We start from the raw sequence: 19,690 nt of genomic DNA on the forward strand, positions 1-19,690 counted from the left end.
AGTATTTGAGTTATCCGAAGATAAAAATATAGCAGCAATCTTAAAGGCTTTACAATGGATAGGTTATAACATATCATAATTAGTATAATTCACTATCAATGATAATAAAATGAATAATATTCATCTAAAACCTACTCAGAAATTTATAACTTTCAGTAAATATAATCTGGTTGTTCATCAAGATGCGCAAAAGGCATTGCTGATATGGCATCAATTTAGGCCAAGAATAGCTAGTATAAATATAGGTGGCTTGGATGATTATTACCGCCCACCGCTACGATTGGTGATTGGTAAAGATTCGACTTATTATTTTTTTAATGAGTTTAGAAGGTTTGATGAAATTCTAATAGAAGAGACTAGTTCACGTCAGCCTTGCTTAGTTGCTGCTGAAAGCCTGAGAGATATTAAGCGCTTAGCTTGGAGTGAGGTGATCGAGCTAGCCTTCTCAAGGGGAATTAATCATCCTGAGTTCCTAAAGGCTTTAAGCTCCAATGCACCAAAAAGTATTATTTGCGAGCTCATGAATATTGAGCGCTTGACGGTAGACAATTATTGTAGGTTCGCTGGTATCAGCCAAAGTGCTTATGAGTATCAGCAGTGTAAGGTAGCCAATGATGAGGCGATGCTGGGGTTGCCTAGAAACCTGAATTGGATGGACGCCTCTTATGGGTCACACTAAATTATTTAATGATGTGACCGACAGGCGAGTGTTTGATAAGCTTATCCCAATAGGTTCACCACATCACATACAAATGTCTCAGCTTATGATTGATGTGATAAGTTTAGTGCCAGATGATGATATTGGTTTGTTGTATTCAAAACCACGTGAGAATTTTGCAGATTTTACTGGGATAGACTGTAAAGATGTGATTAAACAAATTATTCGGCAAGGTAAAACAGTAGAGTGGGCGGTTACCTATATGCTGATTGTCTTTTATCAGGCCTATGGTGCGATAGACGTTAATAGTAATGCTTGGCGGTTTATGAGCGGCTACTTAAAAGTGATATTCATGATCACAGTACGCAACGACAAGCACTTTGCTAAAATTGATAAGCTTGGCGTGCGTATTCGTATGGCACTAAGACCTACTGATCCGCAGTGTGAGATTCTCGACCAGTTAATCAGTATTCACGATCAGTGCGATAGCTTGTCCTCATGCTTATCTTATATCAGACAATATGAAGCAAGCGTTAAACAGAAAGAGGCAACAGGTAAAACAGCGAACCAATATCTTGGTAGTAAAATAGGTCAAATCAGGCTGGCTTATGAGGTGGTAATTAATAATAAAACCTTTGTTGGCAAAACTTATACTGAGAGTACTAAACGCGTAAAGTCGGCTCAAACCGTCATCAAGACATTAGTGGATACTGACAATGAGCCACTACAAAGTATAGTGTTTGGTACGAAACAATCAAAAAAGCACAGTAACGTGGCAATCGCTGAAAATATTGCTGATGACAACGAAGTACCTTTGCTAGACAATAACTTTAAGCCCGTCACACAAATTGCTAAATCCTCTGAGCTGCAGCAATGGCGATTGAAAAATAACCATCAACATGCCCGCCGTAATCAATTTCATTTCCCAACCAATCATCGTCAGCTAAGCATTACCGGATACCAAATGTTATTTGCCACGCTTTGGCAGCGCTTTATGAGTGTTGATAAAGAAAGTGGCATTGGGTATGTCGTCTTACTACTGTCACTATTAAGTGGACTTAGTATCGATAACATCATTGCTGATTGGCAATGTAGTCACAGTCAACGGCAGTATTTGGTCTATGACCGTGTCCGTAAAGTTAGTAGCATTGCCATCATGATTGATGTGACGACCAATACTCGAAGTCATCTGCTTGCCCACAGACAAAGCTATGGCAGTACCTTTTATCGTGCAATTCCTGAAGCTTTACAGATTATGCTTGAGGATAAAATTACCGTTTCATCCGATACTGTTAAAGATGCTATCTCTTATGCTAAAGATCTGCTTAACCTGCCAACACTGAGTCCGCAATATATTGAAGCAGGCCTGTTTATATTGATCAAAAACGAGCTTAATAAGCCATTATATGCTGACCTGATCACAGGTGTTGATGTACGGCATAGCTCTGCGCTGTATTACCTTAGCACTAAAACGGTAGAGTTAGAGCAAACTTATATAAAAACGGTAGAGCTGATAACTGAATATTGTAATGATGAGCAAAAAGCACTTTTAATAGATGAGTGTAGCGTACCGATGAACGGGCATAGAAGCCACATTGGTAGTGATATGGCACTAAAGACCACAATGTGCCAGCAGTTCTTTAATCAACTGGCTGTCAGTGCCGAGAGCTTTAATGGCAAGCTAAAGTCCCACATGGATCGCTATATTGCGCAGTTTAATAGCTATAGTATTTGGTTGTGGCATATTGTCATGATCCAAACCGGTATTCGCCCAGTCAAGCATGCACCAGGCTTGCTACACCAGTTTGACCTTCAGCGGCGTATACTATGGGTATCTGACAAAGAAGAGCGTCATGCGCAGTCTGATGGTAGGCTCATTCCTCTTAGCAAATTTTTGATAACGGCTATTCAAAACTACATTATTTATATTAAGCAATTTGCCGCTATCTATAATTCATTATGTCCAACAGCACCTTATCCCATCAATGACATCTTGCAATCAGAACAACCCCTCATTCAAATTTACCAAAAAAATCCAAAAGGCTTTGCCAGTATTACGCCAAGCCGAGTCCGCTATCAGTTGCAGGACTTTTTTAGTCATCAGGATAATTGGCTACGTCATCAGCTGAGATCCATGCTCACAGGGCGCGTGCCTGACTATCTGATTTGCGCCCTTTATGGTCATGAGCATGCTGATCAAGAATTCATGCACCCGATGTCATCAAGCTTCATAAATCAACTGCATACGCTCAGTCCCCATTTAGATGCGATTGCTACAGACCTTCACTTAAAACAAATTGAGGTTCGTCTATATGGATAATATTAGCGCTCATAAACTGCGACAGCTTAATAGAGAAGAATCCAAAAAAAGTATTAAGCGTGATGCTAAAAAATTAATCGAAGAATATATCAATCAAAATTCTATGCAGCCGCCTTGTGAGCTGCAGCATCATTATGAAGCGATTAACCAGTTGCTAGAAGGGACGTTCGACACCGCTCAAAACTTCCAATTGGCTCGGCGTGGGTTTTTAGAGTTTGTTCGTGATTATAATAAAACTCATCAGATATATCTTAATGAGCCTGTAGTACCGATACTGGCAACTCGTGAGCGCTTGACCATTAACTATGATTGGTTTGTGAATGGACGTGCTGTGGCAGACAGTAGTGCGACAATGATAAAGGTTTGGCAACGAAAACGGCGTTTCTCAGTAAACGACTTGGTTGAAGGGGTGCTGTATTGCAGTATCATGTATGGCGGTATGAACGATATTGAGGTGTTGAAAGCATTGTATGACTGGCTATTTGGTGAACGTCAGATTTATCAAATTAGCATGCCAGCAACTGATGAAAAAAGTAGGGCAGAGTATTTGGCTGTGATATCGCTCAAAGTATGTGATGATAATTATGGCTGCGTGGCTGATGAGAGTGAAAGCTTGCACCGTTTTGTTGATTATGTTCCCGATGATATGAGTCTGTGTTTTTTATATGCTCTAAAGGATAAAGAGTTAAACACTACCAAGATAAAGTCATTTAATACCATAATCAACGATATCTCAAAAACGCTTAAACTTACCAATAAAGATATCGATCGCCCGCAGCACTCACTGCTCATCAAATATGCCAACTACCACTGGCGGCAAATAGAAGGTAGCCTGATTGATGGTGCGCTCACCGTGGTAAAACAAGGTGATCTCAAAACCACGGGGCTGCCGACTGAGAAGCTTATTCATTATAACCGAGAGCTCATAAAGCCAAGTCCTGAGCCACTTGAGTGGTCTGAGCTGTTTGATGCCAGTTATCAAACGGCAGGAAAGTCACAAGACAAGAGAAATGCCACAGCTTATCCAAGCTTTAGCAAAAATCTGATCAAAGAGCTGCAAGATGCGCTCAAACTGACCAGAGTTGCTGCTATCTCTACTATCACAACACTAAAGACAGACGCTAGCCAGCCTAATGCGCAGCGCTTGCTTAGTTGGACTTTGTCGTTGCTCGGTGATAATAGCATTCGGCTTAATACCATCAGTAAATATGCTGGCTGCATTGGTCGCGACTGGCTGATGCTGACGATGGATGAGGATATGGATCAATGGGAGGGTAATGACTTTGAGGAAGTTTATGAGCAAATTATTCAGAGTAAGGTAAAAGATGGCCGCAGGACATCTGTGCTGAGCAAGTCATCAGAGTTTGATGATACGTCTAGTGGTATAGATAATGATAACAATACTACTGGTCAAGCGCTGTCTCATCTTGACCGACTAAAAGACAGCCAGAAATTTACTTATGGGCGTCTGAAAGCATTTCACGATTATCAGCGTGCACACTTTGATGCTCCCTATGTTTATTTCCCATGGGGGAATAACCGTCAAGTGATTAAAGCAAACATAGTATCACCTCGTATCTATCATGCTATGAAAGATTATCTCAAGTCATCAACTTTAGATTCTGATCAGAAACGACTGTGCTTAGTCGTCTTGAGTTTGGCATATCGTACAGGTATGCGTATAAACGAATTAATTGGTATAAAAGTCTCAGATGTGACCGATATCTATACTGACAACCTCGATCAAAAAGTTGAATTTCCTCAAATATTACTGAGACCCAATCGTTATCGACGGCTAAAAAGCAGCAGTGCCAAGCGAATGATACCAATAGACTGTCTACTGAAACCAGAAGAATTAGAGCAGCTCCTTAGTTTATATCACTATCAGACCAGACTAAAACAAAGCTACTTGTTTTCGCAAGGATCAGGCGATCAGCCGTTGCCTCATATATTCTTTAGTAACCTGATGAAGGTTATGTGGGATCGATTGCTTGGTGATCATGATTTTACTTTTCATAGTCTGCGGCACACGGCAATTAGCCATTTAGCGGTTGTGCTCAATCAGTCACCATTGGCACAGTTATTAACAGATTACGATGCTATGCATTGCACGGCCATATCCAAAGGGGTTCTGGCATATAATCAAGATCAGGGAGTATGGTTTGGGCTGGCTAGCTTTGCTGGGCATCTAACACCTGATACGACATTTGAGCATTATATTCATACAGCGCACCTATTGGCGGGTTGGCAAATGAGTGAAGCAAAACTAACCCTACCATTAATGGTTCTAGAGGCAGTCACAAAGATAAACTACCAGGCAGTAAATAGAGAGGATGGTAGTGCCTACGACGCTAAAACTAAGCTAGTCGCCTTAAGTAAGCTACGTCCGTATCTTATAAAGAAGTTAGTTGGTCATAAAACATCTTTGTTTGTTGAAAGTGTAGAACAAAAGAAAGGTTCTGAATCTAGCCAGCAAGCAACTGAAAATGCTACAGACACAGAGAAACCAGAAGTAAAATCTATTTTAATTAATCCAAAGTATCATGATGTGATTGCATTTTTAGAAGAAATACAGGAACTAAAAGTTGAAAAAAGACAAGAAAATCTAGCAGAAGTTGCTATAAGGCATGGTATCAGTATAACGGAAGCAAAATGTATCTATCACAAGGCAGAGCAAGTATTTACAAATGATAAATTGCTGCTAGGTGCACCGAGAGGACGTAAGAATCAAGAGCTACTTATTAAAGCGCTTGATAGGGTTTACCAGATGTCTATTGAAGAGCCTGAACAGTTAACAGAATTCGTAGAAATATTCTCTAATAAACATAATATGAAGACATCCTCTCTGCATTTTGGGGTAAAAGAATCACAATTAATAATGCTAGAACAGTTCGTAAGTATAGGAACTAGACTTGTTGATAGCTTATATTGGCAGATTCGTTCTGATAGCGAAAAGGCGGTTAGTCATCTTAAAAAGGAGCTAAAGCTGGACAGCAATATACGTACTGGAACTCGTGAAAACTACAAAGGTTATGAAGTCAGAGTAGTACAGAGAAAACGTAGACATTCTGATAAAAACTTGACTAAGGCGGATAGCTACTATGCTTCTTCAGGACTTCTGAAATACGTAGGGTACTTACTTATGATATTAATTAAATATTAAGGCAAAGATTTATGCTGTAGTGGTATATAAAATCTGGTTTCAGTCTTTTTATACAGCGTTATGTTGTTATGCTTTAATAACGTGACTTGAGTAAGGCATGAAAATAATATAAGTTGAAAAGCTTTCACATAATTTGCTTCAATCTGTAGTATGAGCTGACCAATTGATGTAGGCTATGCTCGTCAATTAGTGCTCTGATAAAAGAAAGACACAAGCACTTATTTGGGACTTACCTACGTGAGTTTTTTTGTTATCTAAAAGTTGAAACTGTCAGGTTCGACTGTACTACCAATCGCGAGTAACTAGAATATGAATGTAAAAGATTACGTTGGTGATCTAATCGGAGCAAGTTTGCTGATTACTGAGTCGCGAATCATTGCAGGTTATCTATTAAAGGATTTATCTGATGATGAATGGAAATCACTTGTTATCGAGCAAAACATCCTTCAAAAGAGATCAGCACAGACAGCAAGCCGCTATACGAAAACGATTCGCCATCGTGTTGGAGGGCTTGGTGACGACTTTATAGCATCATTGCTTGAGTCTACTGAGCGTGCCTATATTCAGCTATTAATGGCAGCATTGCTGATTGACTCTCCGATAGTAGCTGACTTTATGCGATTAAGTCTTGCTGAAGCGCGCAGAACCTACAAGCCTACATTGGCGTCTGATGCTTGGACTGAGTTTTATGACACACAGATACGTGTATATCCAGAGCTAAATAAATTCTTTGAGTCCACTATTAATAAAATGGGCAATAATGCGATTAAGTCATTAGTAGATAGTGGCTATCTAAGTACTAGTCGTAAACGTCAGATCCAACCTGTTTACCTGCTACCAGAAGTAAAAGAATGTCTTATAAGCATCAATAGGGAAGACTTGATCGATGTTATGGAGTGCACGATATGAATGCGCTTAAGAGACGGCTGGATTTAATTCTTGAACGTATAGAGAGCCCAAAATTCTTAAAAAACGATGGTTTGGGTAACGAGATTGGTTTTTGGATCTTCGATTATCCAGCAAAGTATGAATTGGTGGTACGAGACCACCTTGAGCATATTACTGAAAAGTTAGATAAGCGTGATTATCGTTTTGTTCATCTAAATATATTTACAGTGCTTATTGATATGCTTGAAGATCGCGGCTTATTTGAACGTGCCTGCTTACGTGAACAGCAAGTGGGTGTTGATAGTTTACGTAAAACGCTAGCAGGGCCACTTAGCCAAGATAAGGTGGCTAAATTCATTGCCAATAAATATCAACCCTCTGAGCTGGATTTTGTATTGTTATCAGGCTTAGGAAGCGCATGGCCTTTGGTTAGAGGTCATGAGCTGCTTAGCGCATTACAAGATATCATGGGTAGTACCCCATTGGTTTTGTTTTATCCTGGTGAATACAGCGGAAGAGATTTATATCCTTTTGGCATGATTGAATCCAAAAACTACTATCGCGCTTTTAAATTAGTGTCTGAAAGTGGCAAATAAAATTTATCAATGATAAGAAATAAAATAGAGAGCCTACTAGATGAATATTGAACAGATTTTTTCAAAACAGCTGACTCGTGATATCAATGGCGTTGTCAAAGCTGAGCAAAAAGATAACGACAGTATCTATGTTGAGCTAGATGAGTACGTCATAACGCAAGAGCTTAATAGGCATTTTCGAGCGTTTTTTTCCGCTTATGCGCCTTCTGTAGATCATAGTGGTTCTGCTATGTCTGGAAAAGTTGGGGTTTGGATTTCTGGGTTCTTTGGCTCTGGTAAGTCACATTTTCTAAAAATATTGTCATACTTATTAGAAAATAAGTCAGTAGAGAAAGATGGTGAAGGCCGGCAAGCCTTTGATTTTTTTAAGGACAAGATTACAGATACTGCTTTATTAGCAGATATTAAAAAGTCTGTTAGCAAAGATACCGATGTTATCTTGTTCAATATTGATTCAAGAGCGAACACCGAAGATCGTGAGAATGCTATTCTTAAAGTATTCTTAAAAGTATTCAACGAGCGTGTGGGTTACTGTGCTGACTTTCCTCATATTGCACATCTAGAACGCGAGCTTGATAAGCGTGACCAATACGATTCATTTAAGGCCAAGTTCGCTGAGTTAACCTTATCTACGTGGGAAGAAGAGCGTGATGCTTATGACTTTTACCGCGATGAGCTATCAGAAGCTTTGGCTCATGCCAGCGATCAGTCCAAAGAGTCTGCTAAACACTGGGTACAGCAAATAGAGAATAACTTCCCACTCGATATCCAAAATTTTTGCAAATGGGTAAATGACTACCTAGATAGTAGTGGCGACCGCAATTTATTATTTATGGTCGATGAAGTGGGGCAGTTTATTGGTAAAAACACCCAAATGATGCTTAAGCTGCAGACTATTACTGAAGACTTAGGGACGTACTGTGGTGGTCGTGCTTGGGTAGTTGTTACATCACAGGCAGATATTGACGCTGCTATTGGCGGGATGAGCAAAGGTGATGGTCAAGACTTCTCTAAGATTCAAGGTCGCTTTAATACTCGTCTGCAGTTGTCTAGTTCGAACACCTCTGAGGTTATCCAAAAGCGTCTGTTATCTAAAACAGATAAGGCTCATGAGCAGCTCACAGATATATTCGCTGAAAAAGGCGATATCCTACGCAATCAGTTAACTTTCGATAAGACAACCACAGCTGATCTAAAAGGCTATACCGATAGCTTATCCTTTGTAGATAACTATCCCTTTGTCCCTTATCACTATAATTTGGTTCAAAAGGTCTTTGAATCTATTAGGGTTAAAGGGGCAAGTGGTAAGAATCTGGCCATGGGTGAACGCTCTTTACTAGATGCGTTTCAATCTGCAGCAAAGCAGATGAAGAATAATGAGCTTGATGTGCTCGTTCCTTTTCATAGTTTCTATGCACCTATTGAGAGCTTTTTAGAGCCAGCAATCAAGCGTACTATTGATCAAGCCTGTGAGTCAGAGTCACTGACTAAGTTTGATCAAAATATCTTAAAAACTTTATTTTTGATTCGTTATGTCGATGTGGTCAAAAGCACTTTAGATAACCTAGTGACCCTATCAATTGATCGTATCGATGCTGATAAAATTAAGTTACGTAAGCAAATTGAAGATAGCTTAAATCGGTTAGAAAAACAGCTGCTAATCGCACGCAATAATGATGTATTTATATTTTTGACTAATGAAGAAAAAGAGATTGAAAACGAGATCCGTCAAACAGATTTTGAGATGTCTGAGGTATCGAATAAACTTTCGACTATTGTATTTAATGACATTCTTAAGAATAACCGAACCTACCGTTATCCTATAAATAAACAAGACTTTATGGTTAGCCGATTTTGTAATGGTCATCCTAAAGATGGTACAACCCTTGAAGATTTAGTCATCAAAGTCGTATCGCCACTAGATAGCCATTACGACAGCTTCTCTCATGAGCAGGCATGTATTGAGCATAGTCTGAAAGATAATGGCTCTGTACTAATCAAGTTAGATGAAGACCAGCGTCTATGGGATGATCTGACGGTATTTATAAAGACGGATCGCTTCTTAAAACAAAATTCAGGACAGCGGCCAGAGCAAGAGCACCTACTGCGTGAAAAGCAAATGGAGAACATGGCACGTGAAAAACGCTTAAAGGTGGGTTTTGAAGCATTATTTGCAGAAGCTAGTGTCTATGCTATCGGTACTAAGATGCCAAAAAAATCAGTGACACCAAGCGTTATCGTTGAAGAGTCCTATAAGTACATCGTTGAAAACACCTTTGCTAAACTAAACTTACTAAATGTGACACCAGGTGAGGTGTTGCCTGAGCTACAGAAAGTATTAGTAGCAGATAATGTCGCCCAGCTAGGACTTGACCTTCAAGCAGATGAGTCCAACCCAGACGCCACTCGCGAAGTAGAGCAGTATGTTTCGTTCAGAATAGAGCGCAATGAGCCAGTTTATTTAAGTGATATCGTGACTCACTTTGGTAAACGTCCTTATGGCTGGCCTGTCAATGAGATACTACTGTTAGTCGCACGGCTTGGATTGGCAGGTAAGCTTGCGTTTAGTCTGCAAGGTAGCGATTTGGCACTTAATAGAGCATATGAGCCGTTTAATAGCGTACGTAAGCGTGGTGATATACGAGTTAATAAAATTCGTCAGGTTAATGATAGTCAGGTTAAAAAAGCCTCTAAATTGGTAAAAGATCTATTTTCCAAGACCTTTATTGGCTCTGGTGAAAAAGAGCTGTATGAACTTATAAAACAAGCATTGGAAAACTGGAATGAAGCGTTAAAATCTTTTCGCACAAAATCACAAACGGGACACTTTCCTGGTAAGCCACAGATTAATGATGGGTTGGTATTGGTAGCGGGTATACTAGAAAAAAAATCGAGCTTTGAATTCATTGAACGATTTTTGCAAGATGGCGATGCATTAGAATCATTTGTTGAAAAGTTTGAAGACCTCGATGATTTTTATAATAGTCAGTTTCAAATATGGCAGTCCCTCTCTACTGCATTGAATGAGCGCTTTAAGGCGAACTTGCACGCACTTGAAAAAGACCCGCAAGCATCAAAGGCTCTACAAGAGCTCAAGAGCATTTATGACATGCCAGCGCCTTATGGTCAAATGCGCCGTATCAGCCCACTCATTGAGCAGGTTAATAAGATTAACTTGGCTTTGGTAGAAGACAAGCGCGCTCACGCTCTTATTAGAGTGGATGAACGCATTGAGCGTATCAACCAAGCGCTAGCAGAAGCATCGGCACCTGCGGATATTAGTAATAAAGCGCTGCGTCCCCTGCAATTATGTCGAGAGCGCATAGAGAAGACTAACTCTATTCCGCAAATTTTCAGTGAACAGATGGAAGCTGGAGATCATGAGGAAAGCGCGAATGAGTTATTAAATGACTTTATCGAACAGCAGCGTAAGCAGGTCGAAAATGAGGAGCGTCAGCGTGCTCTTGAGTATGAAAGACAACAGGCAGAAGCCGCAAAAGCAGGTAAAGCTGTACCGCAGTCTGTACCTAAGCCCGTTATCCCTGTTCCAGTCGCTAAACGCACCGTTACGATTGATCCTAAAAATGTCATGAAGCACTCAATATCAGGCGACTTTATCGAAAGTACTGCCGAAGTAGATGATTATCTATACGCGTTAAGAGAGCAGCTAATAGCTGCGGTAAAAGCTGGTGATAGAGTGCGGATTAAATAATAGTTCATAATATAGATTGAGAATAGCTATGTATCAAGCTGGTGGAACGATAAGAAAGCTACTAGATAAAGTTGCTGACGGGGAGTATTTATTACCTGCCATTCAACGTGAGTTTGTATGGCAGCCTGAGCAGATTTGTATGCTTTTCGATAGCTTGTTGCAAGAGTACCCGTTTGGAACTTTCCTATTTTGGAAGATAAAGTCTGAGAATCGTGGTAAGTATCAGTTTTATAAGTTTATGCAGTACTATCATGAACGAGATAATCCGCATTGTGAAAGTATCACAAACTTACCAGAAAGAGAGTTTGTCGCTGTATTAGATGGGCAACAGCGAATCACTGCATTGAATATCGGGCTTCGAGGCTCTTATGCTTGGAAGCTTAATGGCAAGTGGTGGAGTAATGATGATGCTTTTCCAGTGCGCAAGCTGTATCTGAATCTACTAGCAGAGCCAAAAATTGAAACTGAATCCAAGTATGACTTTCAGTTTCTCACTGAGGATAAGGCTAGTCAAGAACAGCAAGAAGATTATTGGTTTAGGGTAGGTCGTATCATGGAGGAGGAAGAAGATTCGCTAATTGATGAAGTCGCGGATGATACTTCACTATCTCCTGAACAAAAGAAACAAGCTCGCTCAACACTGCGGCATCTATATCGGACTATTCATGATAAGGATAAAATTTCTTTTTATGAAGAAAGCGATCAAAGTCTGGAGCGCGTACTGAATATTTTTATCAGAATGAACAGCGGTGGTACTACACTGTCTTATTCTGACTTACTGCTTTCAATTGCTGTAGCACAGTGGGGCACTTTGAACGCTCGCGATGAAATCCATTTCTTAGTAGATGAGATGAAGCGTATAGGCGATGGCTTCAATGTATCTAAGGACTTAGTATTGAAAGCAGGGTTGATGCTATCAGATATAGGTAGTGTTGGATTCAAAGTTGAGAACTTTATCAAAGACAACATGGCTATCCTAGAGCAGAATTGGAAGTCAATACGTGAAGCTCTATTGCTAACAATGCAGCTACTGGCAAGTTTTGGCTTCAATGGACAAAATCTAAGAGCAACTAGTGCTATATTGCCGATAGCGTATTACTTGTATCATCGTAATTTAACGATGTCTTATCTTACGCGTTCTGAATATGCGGAAGATAGAGAGAATATTCGCAACTGGCTGATCCGCTCACTGCTTAAAGCTTCCGGCATTTGGGGAAGCGGATTAGACACATTGCTTACGGCAATTCGATCTGATATTAAACAATTTGGTAATGACGGATTCCCTTTAGAAAAAATTGAAGTAACTATGATGCAGAGGGGTAAGTCCCTACGGTTTGATCCTGAAGAGATCAGCGAGATTGCTCAGCTTGATTATGGCAATCCTAGAACCTTTGCCTTGCTAACTCTACTTTTCCCGGGCTTTGATTTTTCACGACATTTTCATGTCGATCACATCTATCCTAAGGGATTATTTACCAAAAACAAACTCAGTAAGGCAGGCGTGCCAGCTGAACTACAAGAAGAACTTATTGAGGCGTCCAATAAGCTACCAAATCTACAGCTGCTTGAAGGCTCAATGAATAATCAGAAACGACAGAAAATGCCACATGAGTGGTATGCCCAGCAATGGCCAGATACTCATGCTAGGACTGCTCATTTGCAATCTCAAGCAATCTCATCATTGCCGGAAGAGCTCATGGAGTTTATGACATTCTACAATGAGCGCCATCAAACGCTACTAGCACGTATCAAAATAGCACTAAGCTCGACTCAGAGCATGACAGATAGCACTATCAATATTGAAGTATAAGAAGCTGAGGCACAAGAGTCACTATGAATACCAGTAATATAAAGAAATATGCGCCAAAAGCCCGCCGTGAGTTTATGGAGGCAGTCGCCAAACGTCTAAATAGCTTTGGTATCTCGCAAACCGAAGCAAAAGGCAGTACAGCAGGCGAGCTAAACATCGCAGAAGCCATTGTGCAAGGCTCTGTGCTACAAATTAGTGGCAATAACTTCGACATTGCTTTAGCTGAGCCTAGACGACGCTTGGTGGCACTCAGCGAGCAGATGGGCTTTGAGCAACTGGTAGAGCAAGGCGCTTATACTTGGTTTAACCGCTTATGCGCGATTCGCTATATGGAGATTCATGATTATCTTGGTCATGGCTTTCGCGTATTGTCGCATCCAGACAATCCTACAGGCTTTGAGATTATTGATCATGCCGTGGATGCGGCTGACGAGTTAGCGTTAGACCGTGACTATATTATTGAGTTAAAGCTGGCAGGTAATAAAGACGAGACGTTATATCGGCGGCTTTTGCTAAAGCAGTGTCACAAGCTGCACGAAGCTATGCCGTTTTTGTTTGAAGCCTTAAATGATGCAACTGAGCTGCTATTACCAGATAATCTTACTCGTACCGATTCGATACTGCGAGGCTTGGTCGATGATATTCCTGAAGAGGACTGGGATCAGGTTGAGGTGATTGGTTGGCTGTATCAGTTCTATATCTCTGAGAAGAAAGACGAGGTCATGGGCAAGGTTGTCCAAAGCGAAGATATTCCAGCAGCTACTCAGCTATTCACGCCTAATTGGATTGTGAAGTACTTGGTACAAAACTCTGTCGGTCGTCAGTGGCTACAGACTTATCCTGAGTCAGCGATCAAAGCCCAGATGGAGTACTATATCGAGCCAGCCGAGCAATCGTCTGAGGTTAATGAGCAACTGCAAGCGATGACTCCTGATAGTATCGATCCTGAGAGTATCAAGGTACTCGATCCAGCGGTAGGGTCGGGCCATATATTGATCGAAGCTTATAACGTGTTAAAGGCAATCTATGAAGAGCGCGGCTTTCGCTCTCGTGAGATACCACAGAAGATACTAGAGAATAATCTATATGGCCTAGATATCGATGATCGTGCGGCTCAGCTGTCAGGCTTTGCACTGATGATGCTGGCACGTGCTGATGATAAACGTATCTTTACTCGTAATGTCAGTCTCAATGTGCTGGCACTACAAGAAGGCAATCATATCAACTTGCCAGCGCTGTGGCGTGAGCTGAATTTATCTGGTGGCTGGGATAATGGCACATCCCAAGACATGTTCGCGGATGAGACGCAAGATCTTAGCTCGTTTGAGGCGGATAATCGCTATCAGCTATTACAGCGTACGCTAGTGCGTTTTAGTCAGGCGAAGACTTTTGGTTCTCTGATTGAGGTGCCAGCGGATGAGTATGATGATTTAAAAGAGATGCATGAGACTTTAGTCGAGTTGGCGGAGTCTGGTGACTCATTTCAACGACCTGCCGCTAAGCAGTTGATTGATATGGTCCAGCAGGCGCTTATCTTGTCCATTCGTTATGATGCTGTGATTGCTAACCCACCGTATATGGGTAGTAAGTATCAAACAGTAGAAGTTAGAAAATACCTTAAAGATAACTTTAAGGATTATGAAAAAGACCTTTTCTCAGCCTATATAATTCGTAATTTGCAATTGGCAAAAGATAATGGGCAGCTTGGCTTTATGACACCATTTGTATGGATGTTTATATCAAGCTATGAACAGCTACGAAATAAACTAATTGATGAGGAAACCCTAAATACTCTCATTCAATTAGAGTATTCAGGGTTTGACGGCGCAACCGTTCCAATTTGCACCTTCACTTTGACAAAAGGTCATTTGTCAGGGTATACAGGTTCTTATATTAAGCTTTCTGATTTCCGTGGAGCAGCAAATCAAGCACCTAAAACTTTAGAGGCAATCAATGATACAGATTGCGGTTGGTTTTATGAGGCTAAACCAGATGATTTTAATAAAATACCTGGAAGCCCGATTGCTTATTGGGTCAGTAAAGCACTCGTTAGTATCTATGAAGACAATCCTAAAGCAGCGCAAAGCTCACAAGCTGCTGTTGGACTACAAACAGGCGACAACGATCAGTTTATGCGGTTTTGGTATGAAATAGACAGTTTGAAATTTTCAGATACTATTAAAAGTACGGATGAAACTGTAGGTAGTAAGATAAAATGGGTACCATACAACAAAGGTGGTTCCTATAGGAAGTGGTACGGAAATCGTGAGTATGTTGTGAATTGGGAAAATGATGGTAAAGAAATAAGAAACTTTAAAGATGATGATGGCAAACTTAGATCTCGACCACAAAATACACAGTTCTATTTTAAAGAAGGGATAACTTGGTCGGAAATAACTTCTGCTTGGAAGTCTTTTAGATATAACGAATACGGTTCTATATCTGATGTAAAAGGTCAGTCTGCATATTTTAGTTCGAAAAATGAGCTAGTATCTGCACTATGCTGGTTGAATTCGAATGTGGTTGAAAAATTGACGAAGATTCAGAACCCAACTCTTAGCTTCCAATCAGGAGATTATAAAAACCTTCCTTTACCAATATTGGAAAAGGAAATGATTCCGCTAGGGGAGGAAGCAATATCACTTTCTCAGAAAGATTGGGATGCCTTTGAGACCTCAAATAGGTTTAAGAAATCCCCTCTAGTGTCAAAGTTATTAAGAGTTCAAGATTCGTATGATAATTTTTGCGCTAGCTCCAAAAATGATACTTCTCGGCTCAAAGAATTAGAAGAGAAAATTAATAGTTATATAGTTTCTAATTTCAATTTACATGAAGATGTTGATGTTAACGTATTGAAAGAGCAAGTTACTTTAAAAGTAAATCCGATATATCGATATGATGCAATTGAAGAAGCAAATATACGCTTTCAATCAGATACGATTGGTGAGCTAATTAGTTACTCTTTAGGCTGCATGCTAGGTCGCTACTCACTAGATCGTGAAGGTTTAGTCTATGCAAGTTCGGGTAATGACGGTTTTGATGAGCTAGTCAGTGAAGGCGCGTACAAAAGCTTCTCAGCTGATGAAGATGGCATCATTCCATTGACTGATCAAGAGTGGTTTAAAGACGATGCCACTGACCGTTTGCGTGAGTTTGTACAAGTGGTATGGGGTAATGAGCATCTGCAAGAGAACTTAGACTTTATCGCGGAATCGCTATGCTTACACGCCATCAAACCGCTCACTAAAAAAGGGCAGTCAGAATCCGCGCTTGAGACCATACGCCGCTACCTATCGACCCAATTCTACAAAGACCACCTAAAGACTTATAAAAAGCGCCCGATATACTGGCTATTTAGCTCAGGTAAAAACAAAGCTTTTGAGTGTCTGGTATATTTGCACCGTTACAACGAAGGCACGTTATCACGTATGCGTACAGAGTATGTCACGCCGCTACTGGGTAAGTATGACGCCTATGCCGAACAGTTGGATAAGCAAATAGACAATGCCGACTCTACCAGTGATGCCAACCGCTTCAAAAAAGAGCTTGCTACTTTAGTAAAGCAACAGGTCGAATTACGTGAGTTCGATGACAAGCTCAAGCACTATGCAGACATGCGTATCTCCTTAGACTTAGATGATGGCGTAAAAGTAAACTATGGCAAGTTTGGTGATCTGCTCTCTGATGTGAAGTCCATCACTGGATCAGCACCGGAGGTCATCTGATGCAGGCAAGTGAACTCATTCAAGGTATCGTTGCCAAGTTCAAAGACAATAGAATCGTATTTTGGCACGATCCTGACCAAAGCTTTATAGAAGAGCTGGAGAGACTCGGTGAGCCTTTGACCGCTGCCATTAATGCTAATGCTGATAACGTTGATAGTGACGAGGGCTTCTCAACCGAGGTAACGGTTCTAAATATGGCTGATGAATCCGTATTGGCCACCAAAAAGCGTATTGAAATCGATGAGCCTAAAAGACGGTTTTTGCTTTATTTTCCAGAAGTGGAATCTGAGCCTGAGCGTGATTGGCTGCTTGATATACGCCTCTATAGTGAGCAGTTTTTTGCAGATCATAGCTCGATGTTACTCAATGAGCTTGGCATTACTAACATGGCGCTACGCTCATATATTCAAAACCGCCAAAAGTTCTTTGCCAATAAACAGCGCTTAGCAGGATTGAAAAAACGAGTAGCAGACGATGACGATACTCTGACTCTTGATCGTAAGATGATCGCTGTGGTCGTTAAGTCTGACTCAAGCCATCTGTCTGATATTTTATTTAGCTTGTTAAAAGAGTATGCAAGCCACTTAGAAAACGATGCAAATGGATTGTCCTTATGGGAGCAATTAACCAAGTTTGATTTGGTCGATGCATTCTGGATAGAACTCGATAAAAATTATGGCTACGTCACAGAACAGCCGTCATTTTCAGACTTTGTATTGAAGTTATTTTGCACGGATTTCTGGACTCAGACAGAAGGTATCGAGCGTGACTGGCTCTCTAATAATGTCTTAAAAGGCAATGCAGGTCGCGCCACAGCATTGGCATTTATGGTCAGCTGGCGTGATAGTCGTACGTATTGCCCGCATTATGAGGTTGTATCTCATCAATTGGGCCAGCAGCTTGATATCAGTGCTAAAAGCAGCCAGTATCGTCCTATTGAGCTGGTTCGATGCGAAACCTTTAAGACGGTTGAGCAAAATATCATTCGCGGCTTGGTAGAGACGCTACTAGACAGCAGCATAACACTCGATAGAGTTGAGTTTGACAGTATTGTCTCAGCTAGACTGGCAAGCCATTGGAGCCTCTCTAATTCTGCTTATACTAGCTCTTATCAAGCGTTACGTAGTGCAGAAATGCTAATTTATCTTCGTAACACGTATGTTGATGGTTTTCATTTTGATAGTGCCAAATCGATGTATGATGCCTATGTCAGTGATATTTACCAGTTTGATCAAGCCTATCGCTTATTCAATGAGCATGTGCTTATCTCGCTAAGCATTGGTTCCGATATGCTCAGACAGCTAGATGAGGAGATCGAGAGTATATATACCAACTGGTATCTCTATGAGTTAGGACTGGCTTGGGATTATCATTTAGGTCATGAGCAACTATTAGATAAATGGCAGATAACAGACGTCCCAAATCAGTACAACTTTTATAATAATGAAGTGCAAGCACGATTGAACACCACTCAGCTACAACGAGCCTTTGTCATCATCTCTGATGCTTTGCGTTATGAGGTGGCATCTGAATTATGGTCAATTATTAATAATGAAAAACGTTTCAAGGCCAGTATCTCAACACAGTTAGGTGTATTACCGAGCTATACTCAGCTAGGTATGGCGGCGCTATTGCCTCATGACTCTCTGAGCTATCAGCCCGAAAGGGGTAAATCTGTCTATGTTGATGGCGTCTTATCAGCAGGTTTAGATAATCGAAATAAAATCTTGAACAAAGTAGAGGGTATGGCAGTAAGTGCCAAAGAGCTTATGAGCTGGAGTAATCAAGAAGGTCGCGATAAAATCCGTGCTGCAAGAGTCGTTTATATTTATCACGACACGATTGATGCTATCGGCGATAGCGCGTCAACTGAAGAAAAGACCTTTGAAGCTTGCCGCAGTGCTATTGACGAGCTAAAAAACTTAGTAGGTCGCATTATCAATCGTCTGAATGGTAGCCACGTCGTAGTAACTGCTGACCATGGATTTCTCTTTCAACAAAAAGAGCTGGTTGCCGATAACAAGACCAAGCTAACCACAAAACCTAGTGGCGTCATGGAAGCCAAAAAGCGTTATGTGATTGGTGATGACTTGCCATCAGACGAGGCTTATTGGAAAGGATCTATCAGCAATACAGCCAACGGCTTAATTGATTCGTCGAACCAGACCGAGTTTTTAATACCCAAAGCCAGCCAGCGTTTCCATTTTGTTAGCGGTGCTAAGTTTGTTCATGGTGGCGCAATGCTGCAAGAGATATGTGTCCCTATTATCCATATTCGAGAGCTAGATAAAGAGCAGGCGACTAAGTTTGAGAATCAGCCAGTGGGTGTCGTTGTGGCAAACCAGCCAATTAAACTAGTCAGTAATATCGATAAAATTAAATTTATTCAAACGGATGCGGTAGGCGAGCAATTTATCTCTCGTCAGATTAATGTGTTCATTGTAGATAGTAACGGTAAAGAAATCTCTAGTAGAGAGACGATAAATTTTGACAGTAATAGCAAGATTATGGATGAGCGTACTCGCGAAGCTAGGCTTAGCTTAATCGGATCACAGTTTGACCGCAATGCGCAATATACCCTGATATTAGAAGATGCTAAAACACAGATTAACTATAGTCAGTATAGTGTGACAATTGACTTGGCTCATTTGGATGATTTTTTCTGAGGATGATTAGTCCTGAGTTAAATTGTTGTGTCCCATTCGTCCCAAGGGTTTTTGATAGTCGGGACAAGTATCAGCTCTTATGCTGTATAAGTTGTACTAATAGTCCCATCTGTCCCAAGGTTTGTATTGAGTTGTTTTTTTGTGGATGAATA

9 protein-coding genes are annotated in these 19,690 nt (G+C 40.7%); all 9 read left to right on the plus strand.

The window, feature by feature from the left end; genetic code table 11:
• Positions 1–109: 109 nt before the first annotated feature.
• The 9 genes from QL886_RS00635 to pglZ all read left to right on the plus strand — a co-directional run bounded on the left by QL886_RS00635 (position 110) and on the right by pglZ (position 19,538).
• Positions 110–679 carry a hypothetical protein gene (locus tag QL886_RS00635; RefSeq protein ID WP_290177305.1) on the plus strand — a complete coding sequence of 190 codons (570 nt, stop codon included), beginning with the start codon at positions 110–112 and terminating at the stop codon, positions 677–679.
• The gene (locus QL886_RS00640) at positions 666–2,978 is read left to right on the plus strand and encodes a hypothetical protein (RefSeq protein WP_290177306.1); all 2,313 of its coding nucleotides are present in this window, start codon (positions 666–668) and stop codon (positions 2,976–2,978) included. The genes QL886_RS00635 and QL886_RS00640 overlap by 14 nt, the downstream gene beginning before the upstream one ends.
• The gene (locus QL886_RS00645) at positions 2,971–6,141 is read left to right on the plus strand and encodes a site-specific integrase (protein WP_290177307.1); all 3,171 of its coding nucleotides are present in this window, start codon (positions 2,971–2,973) and stop codon (positions 6,139–6,141) included. Before QL886_RS00640 ends, QL886_RS00645 begins: the two co-directional genes overlap by 8 nt.
• A 309-nt stretch (positions 6,142–6,450) precedes the next feature.
• The gene (locus QL886_RS00650) at positions 6,451–7,050 is read left to right on the plus strand and encodes a DUF1819 family protein (protein ID WP_290177308.1); all 600 of its coding nucleotides are present in this window, start codon (positions 6,451–6,453) and stop codon (positions 7,048–7,050) included.
• Positions 7,047–7,625 (plus strand): DUF1788 domain-containing protein, encoded by a 579-nt coding sequence (locus QL886_RS00655; protein WP_290177309.1) that lies wholly within the window; start codon positions 7,047–7,049, stop codon positions 7,623–7,625. The genes QL886_RS00650 and QL886_RS00655 overlap by 4 nt, the downstream gene beginning before the upstream one ends.
• 40 nt (positions 7,626–7,665) lie before the next feature.
• Positions 7,666–11,337, plus strand: a complete 3,672-nt coding sequence (gene brxC / locus QL886_RS00660; RefSeq protein ID WP_290177310.1) for a BREX system P-loop protein BrxC — start codon at positions 7,666–7,668, stop codon at positions 11,335–11,337.
• A 28-nt stretch (positions 11,338–11,365) separates the two neighbouring features.
• Positions 11,366–13,147 carry a DUF262 domain-containing protein gene (locus tag QL886_RS00665; RefSeq protein ID WP_290177311.1) on the plus strand — a complete coding sequence of 594 codons (1,782 nt, stop codon included), beginning with the start codon at positions 11,366–11,368 and terminating at the stop codon, positions 13,145–13,147.
• Between the two features lie 23 nt (positions 13,148–13,170).
• Positions 13,171–16,872: a BREX-1 system adenine-specific DNA-methyltransferase PglX gene (gene pglX / locus QL886_RS00670; RefSeq protein WP_290177312.1), complete on the plus strand. Its 3,702-nt coding sequence runs from the start codon at positions 13,171–13,173 to the stop codon at positions 16,870–16,872.
• Entirely contained in the window at positions 16,872–19,538 is a 2,667-nt protein-coding gene (pglZ, locus tag QL886_RS00675) for a BREX-1 system phosphatase PglZ type A (protein ID WP_290177313.1), read from the plus strand. Before pglX ends, pglZ begins: the two co-directional genes overlap by 1 nt.
• The last annotated feature ends 152 nt before the right edge of the window (positions 19,539–19,690 follow it).

Source organism: Psychrobacter sp. APC 3281 (genome assembly GCF_030407815.1).
In the GTDB taxonomy this organism is placed as follows: Bacteria; Pseudomonadota; Gammaproteobacteria; order Pseudomonadales; family Moraxellaceae; genus Psychrobacter.